The organism is Candidatus Dependentiae bacterium (assembly GCA_035445995.1).
Taxonomy (GTDB): Bacteria; Babelota; Babeliae; order Babelales; family Vermiphilaceae; genus DAOMRS01.
This window is the reverse complement of record DAOMRS010000001.1, coordinates 945,075-960,042: the sequence shown is the minus strand read 5'-3', so window position 1 is coordinate 960,042 and position 14,968 is coordinate 945,075. Positions and strand designations below refer to the sequence as shown.

General features: G+C 35.0%; 14 protein-coding genes. 5 read left to right on the top strand and 9 right to left on the bottom strand.

Annotation, left to right across the window (positions count from 1 at the left end):
* On the top strand, positions 1 to 1,101 hold the full coding sequence (locus tag PK943_04625) for a hypothetical protein (GenBank protein HRN78500.1): 1,101 nt from the start codon (positions 1 to 3) through the stop codon (positions 1,099 to 1,101).
* A 43-nt stretch (positions 1,102 to 1,144) separates the two neighbouring features.
* On the opposite strand, the gene PK943_04620 is transcribed toward PK943_04625, so the two are convergent.
* Positions 1,145 to 2,047: a glycosyltransferase family 2 protein gene (locus tag PK943_04620; GenBank protein ID HRN78499.1), complete on the bottom strand. Its 903-nt coding sequence runs from the start codon at positions 2,045 to 2,047 to the stop codon at positions 1,145 to 1,147.
* A gap of 109 nt (positions 2,048 to 2,156) precedes the next feature.
* On the opposite strand from PK943_04620, the gene PK943_04615 reads away from it, so the two are divergent.
* Both PK943_04615 and galE read left to right on the top strand, forming a co-directional pair.
* Complete coding sequence (locus tag PK943_04615; protein ID HRN78498.1) at positions 2,157 to 3,152, top strand: hypothetical protein; 996 nt, start codon at positions 2,157 to 2,159, stop codon at positions 3,150 to 3,152.
* A gap of 5 nt (positions 3,153 to 3,157) precedes the next feature.
* Complete coding sequence (gene galE / locus PK943_04610) at positions 3,158 to 4,186, top strand: UDP-glucose 4-epimerase GalE (protein ID HRN78497.1); 1,029 nt, start codon at positions 3,158 to 3,160, stop codon at positions 4,184 to 4,186.
* On the opposite strand, the gene PK943_04605 is transcribed toward galE, so the two are convergent.
* The 4 genes from PK943_04605 to PK943_04590 are packed head-to-tail and all read right to left on the bottom strand — an operon-like array spanning position 4,179 to position 7,948.
* On the bottom strand, positions 4,179 to 5,207 hold the full coding sequence (locus tag PK943_04605; protein ID HRN78496.1) for a nodulation protein NodZ: 1,029 nt from the start codon (positions 5,205 to 5,207) through the stop codon (positions 4,179 to 4,181). The two genes, galE and PK943_04605, sit on opposite strands and share 8 nt — an antisense overlap.
* 44 nt (positions 5,208 to 5,251) lie before the next feature.
* Complete coding sequence (locus PK943_04600) at positions 5,252 to 6,151, bottom strand: hypothetical protein (protein HRN78495.1); 900 nt, start codon at positions 6,149 to 6,151, stop codon at positions 5,252 to 5,254.
* 13 nt (positions 6,152 to 6,164) lie between these two features.
* Positions 6,165 to 7,085, bottom strand: a complete 921-nt coding sequence (locus PK943_04595; GenBank protein HRN78494.1) for a glycosyltransferase — start codon at positions 7,083 to 7,085, stop codon at positions 6,165 to 6,167.
* A gap of 50 nt (positions 7,086 to 7,135) precedes the next feature.
* Positions 7,136 to 7,948: a glycosyltransferase gene (locus tag PK943_04590; protein HRN78493.1), complete on the bottom strand. Its 813-nt coding sequence runs from the start codon at positions 7,946 to 7,948 to the stop codon at positions 7,136 to 7,138.
* Here PK943_04590 and PK943_04585 point away from each other — a divergent pair.
* Positions 7,902 to 9,362, top strand: a complete 1,461-nt coding sequence (locus tag PK943_04585) for a glycosyltransferase (GenBank protein HRN78492.1) — start codon at positions 7,902 to 7,904, stop codon at positions 9,360 to 9,362. The genes PK943_04590 and PK943_04585 overlap by 47 nt on opposite strands.
* Here PK943_04585 and PK943_04580 read toward each other — a convergent pair.
* Entirely contained in the window at positions 9,354 to 10,799 is a 1,446-nt protein-coding gene (locus tag PK943_04580) for a class I SAM-dependent methyltransferase (GenBank protein HRN78491.1), read from the bottom strand. The two genes, PK943_04585 and PK943_04580, sit on opposite strands and share 9 nt — an antisense overlap.
* Positions 10,800 to 10,953: 154 nt before the next feature.
* Here PK943_04580 and PK943_04575 point away from each other — a divergent pair, with 154 nt between their 5' ends.
* A complete protein-coding gene (locus PK943_04575) occupies positions 10,954 to 11,334 on the top strand; it encodes a hypothetical protein (protein ID HRN78490.1) in 381 nt (126 codons plus the stop codon).
* 39 nt (positions 11,335 to 11,373) lie between these two features.
* Here PK943_04575 and PK943_04570 read toward each other — a convergent pair whose 3' ends face one another.
* From PK943_04570 to PK943_04560, 3 genes are all read right to left on the bottom strand, one after another.
* Positions 11,374 to 12,102 carry a hypothetical protein gene (locus PK943_04570; GenBank protein ID HRN78489.1) on the bottom strand — a complete coding sequence of 243 codons (729 nt, stop codon included), beginning with the start codon at positions 12,100 to 12,102 and terminating at the stop codon, positions 11,374 to 11,376.
* Between the two features lie 72 nt (positions 12,103 to 12,174).
* Entirely contained in the window at positions 12,175 to 13,008 is an 834-nt protein-coding gene (locus PK943_04565; GenBank protein HRN78488.1) for a glycosyltransferase, read from the bottom strand.
* The gene (locus PK943_04560) at positions 13,005 to 14,780 is read right to left on the bottom strand and encodes a glycosyltransferase (protein ID HRN78487.1); all 1,776 of its coding nucleotides are present in this window, start codon (positions 14,778 to 14,780) and stop codon (positions 13,005 to 13,007) included. Before PK943_04560 ends, PK943_04565 begins: the two co-directional genes overlap by 4 nt.
* Positions 14,781 to 14,968: the final 188 nt, after the last annotated feature.

Sequence of the window (14,968 nt, the reverse complement as noted above, 5' to 3'; positions counted from 1 at the left end):
ATGAAATTATATAATTTTTATTTTTTATTTATTATGGTGATAAGCAACATACTCAATGCATCTAGTCAATCACCCAAAATACTACATGTAAGCTTTCATCAAGGATGTATCAGAGAATTTAAGTTTATCGCTCAAGAGCTTGGGCTTGATTTAGAGTCTGTCTTCATACACGATTGGGTACGCAATAATAATTATGATGGCAAAACAACTGGCAATGCTGTTTATAATATCACTCATCAACGCGCATCTGATATATGGCAGTTACACCACCATTATTTTGAACAATTTGATGTCATTATAACATCTGATACAGCCCCACTTTCTCGCATATTTTTGCAAAATGATTGGAAAAAACCACTTATTATTTGGATCTGTAATCGCTTTGATTATGCTGATTTAGCTTCTGCACAAGGTTCATTTCCTGACCCAGCATATTATCAATTATTCAGACAAGCAACCACACAGAAAAATGTCCATCTCATTTCTTATAATGCATTTGAACATTTTTTTGCTTTACACAAAGGTATCGATATTGGTACAGATGTCATCCAACCATCAGGCATGTTCAGAAATGAAATAAAACAATCATCAATTCCTGAACATATAAATAAATCTGAAACATTCTTTGTACCACCACGTGGTAATGATGAATCAATGCGTATAGTACAAGAATGTAGCAAGCTAGGTATTTCATGTTATCGTGGTATGTATAATGGCCCTACCGATTTACAAGAATTCAAAGGAATTATCCATTTCCCTTATGCTTGGTCTAATCTTGCATTATTTGAAAACATACAATTAGGACTTCCATATTTTATTCCATCAAAAACATTTATGTTGAATGCACTACGTAGTGGGAAAGCGTGGTGGCCGGACCAAAATTATATGTATACCTATGCACATCTATCCGAATGGTATAATTCTGATAATCAAGAATATTTTATCTACTTTGATTCCTGGCAAGATTTAAAAAATAAAATTGATGCCACTGATTTTAATATGGTACATGAAAAATTAAAACGACTCGGGCAGCAACACAAAAAAAAAGTAATAAAACAATGGCAAGAAGTTTTTGATACTATAAAAAATGACAATCAATAAAGAAAACTTCCTTTAGTGTTAATCATAAATTATTCATTAAGAATCAAATAGATTTATTTTTCAACCGTTTGTATGGTTGCTTGTTCCGAATATACTGCTCACAATCACGTTGTAGTTCAGGATCAACTTTATTGTCATTCAAATTATTGTACATATTATATACATACAGCACATCCTCTATAAACTTATATTTACCATCTACCATTTCGAGCATAGGAAACATAAGTGCCATATCCCATGCCATTGGTAAAAAGTCTCCATTGCTGTCCAAAAAATCATCATACTTAATTTGCTTGAATAACCAAGCATAAAAGGTACGCAAATGAGATGTGCACCATGGTGCTTGACGATATCCAGCTTGTTGAACTATTTCCTGATCCAAAGGTTTGCAGTAACCAACATATCGCGAAGGATATTCTTGCATCTGACCATAGGTAAGCCATACGTGTGGATTTTTATATGCTTCATTTATAGTAATTAATACACTGTCTCGCTTGAACCAATCATCGCCATCAAGTAATACTACAATATCATCATCATTGCAAAATGTATAAATTGCGTAATAAATATTTGCTAATGCACCACGTCTATATTCATTCCTAACTAAGTACACCCGTTCAGCTTGATTGTATTCTTCTACCAATTGCTTAACAAAATCTGCTGTACCATCAGTTGAACAATCATCTATGTATACGAGTATATAATTATCATATTTTTGCTTGAATATTGAATCTATATTCCTACGATACCAAGTAGCATTGTTGTAACTGGGAGTCACAATTACCATGCGTCGTTGCTCGCCGAGTACTTTTCTAATTCTACTGCGCTTAGGTTTTTTCTCTTTTTTTTCAGTACTCTGTGTTTGTTTTTTTGTTAGAGATAATAAAGGATTATGCACTATTACAACAAACATTAATAATATGCTGATAAATTTTTTGTTCTTCATGAATATACTTCTACCTCTTTTATAAATACAGACCCTATGGTATAAGTATTTTACTATTAACATGACGTATAAGTTTTATCAATCGTAATTTCTAAAAAAAGGAACTTTCATGAAGAAATTATTACTTGCTATTATGAGTATACTCACATGGAACAGCATATATACCACACCGCAAACACGTTATGCTCTGCCTTTTGACAAAGTAATTATTTGGGGACATAAATTACACACACATACGCACTCATATATTCATTGGGCTTTTTCTCGTGCGTTTAAACATTTAGGATATGAAACTCATTGGGTTGACCATACTGATTCACTCGCTCATATAGATTTGAGTAACAGTTTATTTATCACAGAAGGCCAAGTAGACCGTGGCATTCCTATTCGCAACGATTGTTTATACATTATTCATAATTGCAAACCGGATAAATACAAACAACTATTTGCATCTGGTCGTTGCATGATTTTGCAAGTGTATACGCATGATTGCGTTAAGCGTAACGATCCTGAAATCTCAAAATGCTTCCATGCAGACCTAGCCAATAAAATAATATATATGCCTTGGGCAACTGATTTATTACCACATGAGATTGATGCAATAAAACAAGATTTACCTCTGGTGCATAAAAATAAATCTGCATATTTTGTGGGTACTATAGGAGCTGGTACATTCGGTAATATTGATCAAATTAATCAATTCAAAAAAGCATGTTCAGAAAACAACATTACCTTTGAATCTCGCAAATCAGTCAGCATGGAAGACAATATCAAATTAGTTCAACAAGCGTACATGGCACCCGCCCTGCAAGGTGAATGGCAATGCAAACAGGGGTATATTCCTTGCCGCATATTCAAAAATATTAGTTACGGACAAATGGGTATTACTAACTCACAAACAGTATATGAACTTTTTGAGGGTAAAATAGTATATAATGCAAATCCATATCAACTATTTTATGATGCAAAAAAGAAACTAGATAGCTTAGACATGCAAGAATTATATGAGCTTATGGATTTTGTACGGGATAATCATACGTACTTGAATAGAATTGATACATTGTTGCATTTTTTTGAGCAGATTTATGCGCAACACCAACCATAAAAAATATGAAAAAAATATTACTTTTACTCTTCATCACAACAACTGTTTTTGCGCAAGAACATAAAAAGACCATTCTCGTCACCGGTGGTGCCGGTTACATTGGATCACATACGGCATTATTACTTGCCCAGGAAAATTACCAAGTAATTATCCTTGATTTATTGTTGCACAATCAAAAATTCGACCATCCATGGGCAACACTCATATATGGTGATTGTGGTGATAAAGACATACTTAACCACCTATTTGCCACATATAATATTCACGCCGTCATGCACTTTGCAGGCAACATAGAAGTTGGTGAATCAGTCAAAAGCCCTCTTAAATTTTATTCCAACAATATAAGTAATACTATTAGCTTACTAGATGTGATGCGAGTACATGGATGTCACTTATTCATTTTTTCTTCCAGTTGTGCCGTATATGGCATACCACAATGGTTACCCCTTACCGAAGATCATCCTACAAAACCTATTAGCCCATATGGACACACCAAATTAATGATAGAACACATTTTGCAAGATTGTGAATCTGCTTATGGAATTCGCTCAGTAGCATTACGCTACTTTAATGCAGCAGGCGCATTGCCAGAATCCGGGTTGTATGAACAGCATGAACCGGAAACGCACTTGATTCCCCTTTTATTACGAGCCGCATATACAGATAAGCAATTCCATATTTTTGGCACAGATCATGCTACACCAGATGGTACGTGTATTCGCGATTTTTTACACGTGTGGGACATTGCACATGCTCACCTGCAAGCCCTACACTATCTTGAGCAAGGCAATCCGTCTGACATATTTAATTTAGGGACCGGCAAAGGAACTTCGGTACAAGAAATGATTTCTGAAGTCAAAAAGATATGTAAGAAAGATATACGCATCATCCAGGCAGACAAACGCGCTGGTGATCCAGCAATACTGGTTGCAAATGCAAATAAAGCACACAACATTCTGGGGTGGCAACCGCAACATTCTGATATATCTTCTATTTTGCAAAGTGCATATAAAAGTACCTGTTCTTTTAGATAGGATTAAGAAACTTATTACGTATACTTTTATCTCCTCGATATCGGCAATGCTTGAAGGGAACCTTGCGAGGAAGATAAATAGATTTAATATAAGGATTAAAAAAACATACATATGTAGAAACATTGCTAGTAATATGAATCAAATAATCACACTTTGCAAGAAGCAGGCAATCCATCAACGCACCAAGACCTCCTTGATAACCAGGTTTAGCTTTATGCCAATGATCAGGATGAGTAATCCAATAATTTGAATTTTCATAAATAAGCCCTGGATCTTCTTTAGCTGTTGCTCGATAGGTATCTATGTAAATTAATTTTTCTTTATATAGTCGTTTAAAATGATTTATAACCACATGACTATCAGAAGCTAAAAATATCTTAACCTTATCTGCGCTATGCCTTTTTAATAGATCATTCACTTCTTTGCAATAGGTATCTAATGATGGATGCCCATTCGGCGTTTCATTCACATGAGCTTTTGCATAGCGCACGTGAACACCAATACATACATTATCTTGCATATATTTTTTATAAAATGAATCTACTTCATCTGAAATGTGTTTTTTTATGTGAATATGCTGATTGATTTTTTCATGAACAAATAATCGGTAAGGCAAGTAATCATCATAACGTATCCATTGCGCTACACATAATTGGTCGTGTAGTTCATGCACAGAACAATTACCTACTTCATAAACCGGCTCACTTGGATCAATAGATTCTTCAATAATAACAGGTTCAAAATATAAATCCCAGCCATTTTCATAAGGTTTATCTTTAAATGGAAAAAATTGGTCAGTCCAGTCAACGTACATTGACCTTATACCATCCAGTTCATAATGAATAAGACTACTAATGACTTTTCCAAATTCAGCAAAAAAACCTGCTCCTAGATGTGTTAATATTACTGCATTGACTGAACGGGTTGCAAAGCTATCATTAACATATTTAAGAGTAATATCTACTAATGCCACATTATTCTGAACAATAAGCATTCCAATAAAAACTAAATATTTTTTCATAATCTATTTTCCAAAATTTAGAGAAAACTTATTTAAAGTCATTTTTAACGTTCAATAAACGTTAACCCATATTCCATATGTGCACTTTTATTTTGGATCTTGAATAATGGATTAATATCTATTTTAAGCCCCTGCATGAATGTTGCTAACAATTCATGTGGTGGTACGTCCATGCATCTATTCTGATATTCATGCTGCACACGATTAAGCGGCAAGTTCACAATTTTCGATTGTCCATAACATAAACCACAGCGATGTTGTACTGCATGTGTTTTCCGTGACCATGCTGCTTCTAAGGTATTGGGATGATGATACTGCATATTATAGAACCAGCTTTTTATATCTGATTTACGTACCACCGTCATATCTACTGAATTTGGATAGCCCCAATCACCTGACCCTGTGCTAATTTGCCATGAATAAACATCATCAAAAATAGCCTGTAATGGGGGTAATGGTTGTGATCGATTTAATGAATAACAATAATTCAAATTTCTACCCAAGCGTAAATAAAAGCCATAGGCATCAGTTTTTTGTAACAAGAGAGCACAATCACGCAGATCAATGTAATCTTTTACAATAATGTCATCCACCGCAAATACCACAAATGCATGTGGCGATTTGAACGTTGCATCCAACGTTAATGGCTTGAAATCTTGGCGCGGATTATTACCTTGTTTGTGATATATAGCACCTGAGAAATCACGCTGCACCATTTGGTATCCATTACCATACTGCTCATTACTTGCACGGTAAATAATATGCACCTCACCGTTGCCCGTAATATATTTTGCCGCTGATTCTAACAATGCATACAACTGCAAGGGGCGATCAAAAGAAAAAATCACCATATCAACTAAATAATCTTGATCGGTGGAGAAAGTAGTAGCAGCAATATTGAACAAAAAAACGAATACAAAAAAATTAAATCGAGAAAAAACCATACTATTTCCTTATCTACTCACTCTGAGCTCTATATTTCTCTAATACCTCACGTAACTGCTCATCTGGTAACAATTTAAATTTGTTATGTCGTACATCAGTAAAAAATTTTTCATATCTAGTATAACTCCTGATCAATTCCTGCGTTTCTGGCGTAAATAAATCTTTATACATGTTGAATTCTTTAATTGCTGCCCGTGCATTTTGTTGATTTATGTCACCACGCCGTAAATTGCCATCAGGACTTATGCGGTGCCAATAATAAGTATTTGGTACAATCACAACCTCAGTTCCAGTCAACAATTGCCGTAACCCAAATCGCCAAGTCTCAAGCGCACGACCTCGATAGCAACCAGCACGTTCATAACTAGCACGAGTAAATAAATAATTGCCAAGTAACCAGGCGCTACGTTTAATTTGCAATCCATCAGACAACGTACATACACCATTGGTAGACTTTAGACACCACGCCCATGCAAATTCACCAGGTGTTTTAAAAAATCGAACATGACCAAATGCAACTGCCTGAACATCGAGCTCATCAAGCACATCAACCAATTGTTGCACAGAATCCGGCTCTAGAATATTATCTGAATCAAGATTAAATAGTAAGTCACCCCGTGCATGCGCTATGCACGTATTACGCGCTTTGGATGGACCTAGATTATGTTCGTGTACATAGAAAAAAAAATTCTCATATCTATTTTTGTATGCTTGTAAGATAGCAATTGTATTGTCTGTTGATGCATCATCAGTTACCACTACTTCCCATGGGATTTTTAAATTGGTTTGCGCATAGATCGAATCAATTGCTGCGCAAATAGTATGTGCACGATTGTAGGTAGGAACAATAAAACTCAAGAAGTAATCCGATGAAGCAAATAGAGCATAATTTAAAAAACAAGAAAAAAAAATTGCGGCTATAAAAATTTTCATACTACCCTTGTGTTCATGATCGTTTACCATAGCTCAGCATCTAACTTTGGTCAATTAACAAAATAATATGTTTGGTGTAATTTACTTTCTTCCTCTTTGATAGCAGCATTATAACCAACAGCTGTTGATAGGCCTTTGGGGTTATAATAATATAAATTATATACACCTGGTACTTTTAAAAATTGTGCACCATTCACTGCTGCTCGTAACCAAAATTCCCAATCGCCAGCATGTTTATATGATTCATCAAATAATCCATATTTAGTGTGCATAGATTTACGCCACATGGGGTGGTTGTTCGGCAAAGGCTGTTTCTTTAATTCTTGGAGACTAAATTCAGGCATCACTCGTACATGGCTATGATTATTATTGGCAAAGGTTTCATTGGAATATCGAGTAACATAAAAATCTGAATACACAAGGTCAGCTTCTGGATGAGTATCAAGTGCTTTTTTGTGCTGCTCATAACAATCGAACTTTAGCCGATCATCAATATTAGCATTGGTTATATACTCTCCCTGGGCCATGCTAATCGCTATGTTCCACACGGCATACAACCCCGGATCATAATCTAATTTTTTATAAATAATGTTCGGATACATCTGCATGTATTCAAAAATAATATCTTCTTCATGCCCCGGCGAATTTGCATTGATAATAATAAGCTCACATGTAGAAAATATAGTTTGTTGCACTATGTCAGCTAAAAAACCAGCAATAAATTGATCACCTGTATAAACTGATGTAATGATAGATACCGATGGGATATTTGCAGGCAAAGTAACACAAAATAAAAAAAACAAAAGGTATAAATTTATGAACAAATTAAAATTTTTACTTTTAGTAGTAATCATTTTACTCATTTATACTCACCCTTGTTTATCAACTACCACTCATGTAGTAAAAAATCTTATAGAACAACACAAATCAGCATTTGTAGGCATAACATATGATCCAAACATAAACCCACTTACATTATTAGAAAATTATTTCATAAAAAAAATATTTGTTATAGATCCGTATAACCAATTTAGACAAAATACATTATGTGACAAGCATCGCTTGAGCCTCATACACCTGAGTATCAAGGAGGCAGCAATATGCTTTAATCCCGATTTACTTGATTTTATATATATCTTTGACAAATCCAATGTCCAAGAATATTTGTACATCTGGTGGAACAGCATTAAACCAGGAGGTATATTAGCAGGGAATATGCATAAAAAAACTAATTTCATAAATGAAATACAACAATTCTGTACCCAAAAAAACATTATGTATCATACGCAGGACGAGCAGATTTGGTGGCTACAAAAACCACATATTCTATCATTTATTATTCCTACCTATAATCGTGCTCATGTTATTTGCGATGCTATAGATTCCATATATAACCAGAAAAATTTGACCGTGGATTTTGAAGTTATTGTCACTGATGACGGCTCTACAGATAATACTCTAAAACTATTAGAAAAATATGCCCAAAAGTATAGCAATTTTCATTATTATCAACATGCTCAGAATCAAGGCGCTTCTGAAACTCGTAACACATGTATAGCACATGCAAAAGGTGATTTAATTTTTAATCTTGATTCAGATAATATTTTAGCACCCGACTCAATACAATCACTCATTACTCACATGGATCAGACTAACGCTGATATTGTAGCATTCGAACACCTCATATTTTTTACACAAAAAAATAAAGAAATAAATAGATGGACATTTGCAACAGACAAAGAATTTTTAGATTTCACACGTGCATTTTCACCTGAAAGTCCTCTTGCCTCTGGCAATTACCTATTTACTAAGAGAAGTTTTGATAGAGCCGGTACATACCAAGGTCGCTATGTCGAAACATGGCGATTTGGATTTAGACAAATGGCCCATGGCGCAAAAGTAGCAATTCTACCCGATTCTTTTTATTGGCATAGAAAGAGTAAGGATAGCAATTGGGAAAAGGGACAAAAAAGAAACCGTAATGATACAGAAATGTTACGAGAATTGCGAAACCATCCTGAATTGTTTTCAGACAATGCCAATAGTATTTTTGAAGCATATACTCATCGTAAAGAAAACGGGATTTTTGCTGACATACGTAATAAAAAATTTTGCTTAATACCTGATAAAGCGCTTGAACACCTCTTTGATGCTTACACATATGAACAACATCATTTATATACAGAAGCATTGAAGGAATATCATATAGCAATTGAATATGGATGCAACGTCAAACACTTAGAGTCAAGAATACAAAAAATAGAATGCCTATTTTAAATAAATATGCAATGCTGATTCCTTATCATTTATATGTTCCCATTTTATTGTAGATACTTTATCATGGCTCTTTACATATGCCTCTAACATAGATTTATTATATTGATTGTGATATATAAGTGCTCCTCTACTCACTGTTGAATAAATTTCCTCAGTATCAGAAGGCTTAATAAAAAATATTATAAGCACCTCTTTATTTGCAACTCGTATAAGTTCATCTATAGCTTTTTTATAATAACTCAGATGCTCTAAAATATGCCGTGCATAACAAACATCAAAAAATGATGACTCATATGGTAAATCTTCTATACTTGCTTGTACAACGTCCAAGCCAAGTTCTTTACCATATGCCACTAATTGCGGGGTAATATCTGCTCCATAATATTTTATGTTAATGCCGTCTTTTATATACCCTGCAAACTCCGTACATAAACCACATGGAACATCTAAAATATTTTTATACCCCTTCTTTTGTATATGCTTTCTCATTTTTACACGAGATTCAGCATTTTCATCACCAAGCCAACACCTGAGAGTTTTTATTGATTGGTCCATATTTTTAAACCACCATTGTTCATGCTCTTGTAACACAAAAGATTCATGTATAACCGGCACACTTAATGATTTATATTTCTCTTTAGCACGTATGAAAGACTCACAATTAATCTGTAATGCAGTATTAATTCTTTTACCCCTAGCACGCAAACCTTGACTTAAAACAACTGGTGTTTTTGCATAGTTACCTCCCGCCATTTCAAGCATAGGAAGCATACATGCCATGTCCTGTGCAGCTGGTAAAATATTCCCTTGTATATCTAAAAAATCATCGTACTTAATCTGCTTAAATAACCAAGCATAAAAGGTTTCTATACAAGATTGATGCCATGTGGCTATGCGATATGGAAAATTATCTACCAGGTCATGAGAAATACGATTAGTACCATATGGATAATGCTCTTGGTTATGTGTAAGCCAAACGCGTGAATCATTATATACTTGATTAATATTAGCAAATGCATAATTATCTTTAAACGTATGAGTACCATTTACCAAAACTACAATATCATCATCTTTACAATAACCGTGAACGGCATAATAAATATTAGCCAATACTTCTTTTTTTCTTCTGCCTGTTATTATATGCAATTTATCTTTATATCTCTTATTCATAATATAGGTAGAAATTAAACGATATGTGCTAGAACTAACATGGCTATCAATATAAATAACTTCATAGTTACTATATTTTTGTCTAAAAATAGAATCTATTTGTGCAAAAATATCAGATATTTTTTTTTGACTTGATACATCACGTGTATAGCTCAATATAATAACTATAATACGTCGTTCACTTACCTGAAAATTATCTATTGTTTGCGTACACATAACAGTATGAGTAACTAACACCAAGAGTAAAAAAGTCTTTGGAAAAAACATAGCTACATCCTTTTATGACAATATTTATAATAAAAGCATAGAACAGACATTCTCGCATGCTTTCACTCTCTCATATCTATCCAAATTATTGACTTTGGACCACAGCAATTTCTAAAATTTAACCATAACAAAACATAAATTAAAAAGGGATATTATGAATAAGCTAATCCTATATCTTGGATGCGCAAGTATATTACTTACGCAAACACACCAACAATATGCAGAAAAATCAGTTGACCGTACTGAATACGTTGAACAACTACGGAAAATGCAAGAACAACTTGATGAAATTAAAGGAGTACTTGCAGCACAAGAAACAGACGTGGAAAAACGCTTTTTTGGCCTAGATTTGCTCAGTACCTTATCATGCGAACGCGAAACACTGGATGACATACTGGCATCAGCACCACATTTGTTTGAGCAAGTTCTTGGATTTTTAAATACATTCTTAGCATATATTGTTGAATTACCAAACTTGGTCTTCAGTCCAGGCACATGCCCTGAAGAAGAATCTACTGTACAAACTGCTGCATAAAAGTTAATCGTAAAGCCCACTCACTAAAAATAAGTGGCTTTATTTTACTGGTAATTCGACCCAAGGTAATTTTACCGCATGACCGTGTGGATACGGCAACCATTCATAATTTCTCACCTCAGATAAATGTAAGTGACAACATTGAATGGTCAAGCATGGATTCAAAACATCCAGACCTACTCGCTGTGCTTCGTAGGCAATGCGCCCGTCACAATGATGTGTACCAATAAAAATTGCATCATCAATAAATGGTACTAATGGCGCTCTGAATACCCAGGCATCCTGGGATGCAATTGCCGGCTGACCATTTGGCCAAATATACGGCTTAATACTGCCATCTTTTTGTACATTCCACCGCGTTAACGCCAAAAATTTGTTAGTCAGATCAAAATGATCAAGTACAAACAAAGTGGCATTAAAATAAATATCTGCATTGGCAATAATAATGCGACGCCCTGCATACAATTGATTTGCTAGTTCAAAACATGCGCCATATGTTGGTCGCGCAATACAATATGAAATGTTAACTGTTTTTTCACACAATATATCGTGAATATAATTGGAATCAGTATCTTTGGTTGTATCATACAAAACATGGATTGTATCAATACCCGGATGAGAAAGATTTTTCTCCAAACAGGTAATAAATTCTGCCGCTCTATTTGAATCCTGTTCGTTGTACAATGTAGTAATTAATACAAATCCATCATGTAATGCATACGACACACTCACTCCTGCGCATAGCAGGAGCACTAAAAATTTCTTCATAGTGTCCACCCCTTTTTTGAATAACATCCCTTTAATTAGTAACGCATATGTGGCACTATTGATGCAATAATTTCATGACATCCATGCCATGTGCCAATAATGAATCGCAAAACTCTCTGGCTTAATCCATGTAGCAACATTTCCGTCTTCGCGCTGATCTTCTGGCAATGGATAAAAATAAGAAACCGGAAATAATACACACCTACTCGATGTATCACCAATCACATCAAATATGCATCGTGTGAAAAGTAAAGGCCCTGTACTTTGTAAAATGCCTAGCATACTTGTATCATCAAGTATTGTTTGTGCAATTCTATCTATGCAATTATATAAAATAGGATGCCCTGGTGCAGCACCAATGAGTCCATTATAAACAGAAACCACTCGGCCATACGCAATACCAGCAAAAAAATCACAACAGTGATGCAACATATCAAATGGCTTTATACAGACAAAATCAGTATCGACATACAGTCCACCTATACGGTATAAAATCTCATACCGCGCAATATCAGATTTTTGGCCAAGATTTTTAGCTGCATCATATATAGCTTTGTTGGTTAATCCAAATGCTTCAATTTCCAATTCTGTCCACAAGATATACTGCCAATCGGGATGATGCTGCCGCCACGATTGTTGTAACTGTTTATAATAATCAGGTAATGGACTACCTAACCAAATCTGATGAATTATTTTTGGAATGCGCGGGTGCTCTGTATATAAACGTTCTTTCAAAAAATATCGATCATACTGCTGCTTGGCTAATTGCCAATCGGTATGCATATATGCAAGCAATGGATAATAATATGTGCTTGGCGCCATTCCGGTATGAAAATCAACAAACATTATTCCCTTACATGCACCATACCATAGCAATAACCAAATAACGCTGCGTACATATATCATTTTGAACCGGGTGCGGTACCTTGATTCCATGACACATACCAATTATGGATAGCAAAAGTTTCCGGACGCACCCAATTATGCACCTGTTCATAACTATTGTATTGCAAGAATGTGTTTGGCCATGGATAAAAATAATTTACCGGAAATACAACTGCACGCCCGATAGATGGATCATTAATCATGCTCAAAAAACAACGTGTCACATGATATGGTCCAGAGGTATACAGAATATTGATAATTGGATCCTTGTGATGCACTTTGGTACAATCAAGCGTATCAATACAACGTTTTACAATCGGATGCGCCGGTACACACGCAATTAAACCCGTATACGCAGCAAATTTAGGACCAAATCCACTACCAATATAAAAATCACAGATATGATGAAATATATCATGTGGGCGGAGTGCTTCAAAATCAGTATCTACATACAAACCACCAAAACGATATAAAATCTCATAGCGTGCAATGTCTGATTTTTGTCCATAATTGGTGGCTACATCGTATGCGGCTTGGTTAATTAATCCAAGTTGTGCAATTTCCTTATCTGTCCACAGTATATAGTGCCAATCCGGATGCTGATCCAGCCATGTTTGCTGTAACTGTTTATATTTTTCCGGGAATGGACTGCCAAGCCAGACTTGATGAATTATTTTTGGAATACGCGGTTGCTGTGCATGCTCAAATTCATCAATAACATATGTATCATACAATGCCTTAACCTGTTGCCAATTAGGATCTGCTAATATTTGTGCATGAAAATAGCGATCAGAATTGGACATAGCGGCATGAAAATCTAATCCAAATCCATGAGGTACATTTTTATTTTCCATTTTGATAGCTTGTTTTACCGCAGCCAATTGGCGAATATAATAATCTGCAAAAAATTTCTCATTATGTGTAAATTTATTTTTTAACATTTCATATTGTTGTTCCAAAAATTCCTGCGTTACTTGCGCCCAATCATCAATCAACAACACAGGCAAATCTTTGAACAATGGATCAAGCGGTGAATGTTTGACTATGGGAATACAATCCATTAATAATGCCTCCCAGGTACGATGACAATCAAGACTTGATCCTGGCGGGCTCATCGTGAATTTTGCTCGCGCTAAATCACGCAAATAGCCTTCATACGGTTTGCGTTCTGCATGGTACACAAAGTCTTTGTTGGCAAAAGCATTATGAATATCTATACGTTCTTGTTGCCCTATATGTGGCGTGTTGATGTCAAAGTTAATACATAACAAAGTATCTTTTTGTATGGTTGGTAATTCTTTGCGAACCGTATCGACCACCCGCGTATCACCATGCGCCCAATATTTATTAGCAATACCCAGTGGAAGTGGAAACATTTTTGGATGATCTGGCAACATCGTATTTTTTGCAAACCAAGCAACCAATTTCGGATCATTTAAATATGATTCATACGATCCGGGTGCATGGAAGGTACTATTGTGCGTCACCAAAATATATCGTGCATTAATTTGCTGATGAATAGAGGGGAAAAAAGAATGTAGATAGTTTGGATTAACAAAAACAATATCACCATCTTGCACTGCCGCAGGATCAAAAGGAATCTTAGTCTCATCATAGATATGATCGCATAGGGCACGGATAGTATCCCCTGTTATATACGGGTAACTTGAAATACGTTGTGTCGGGTCAATAGGAATACCAGGATACAGGTACTGATTGGGTACAACTACCGATTGTGCCCCTATCAATTGAGGCATTATAAACAGTGTATATAGAAATGATCTATTATTCATTATATCCCCTTTTTCCCATCTAAACCTGTTTTTTACCAAGCATAATCAGGTTGGCTTATCAGAGTCAACAAAGGCCAGATAGTCTGACCAGGGTAAAACGTAGCCATTTGTACAAAAAAAGCATTTATTATAGACTATAAATAGCTGTTTTCAAGCTATCAAAGTTACACATAGAAAAGTTATTGGAG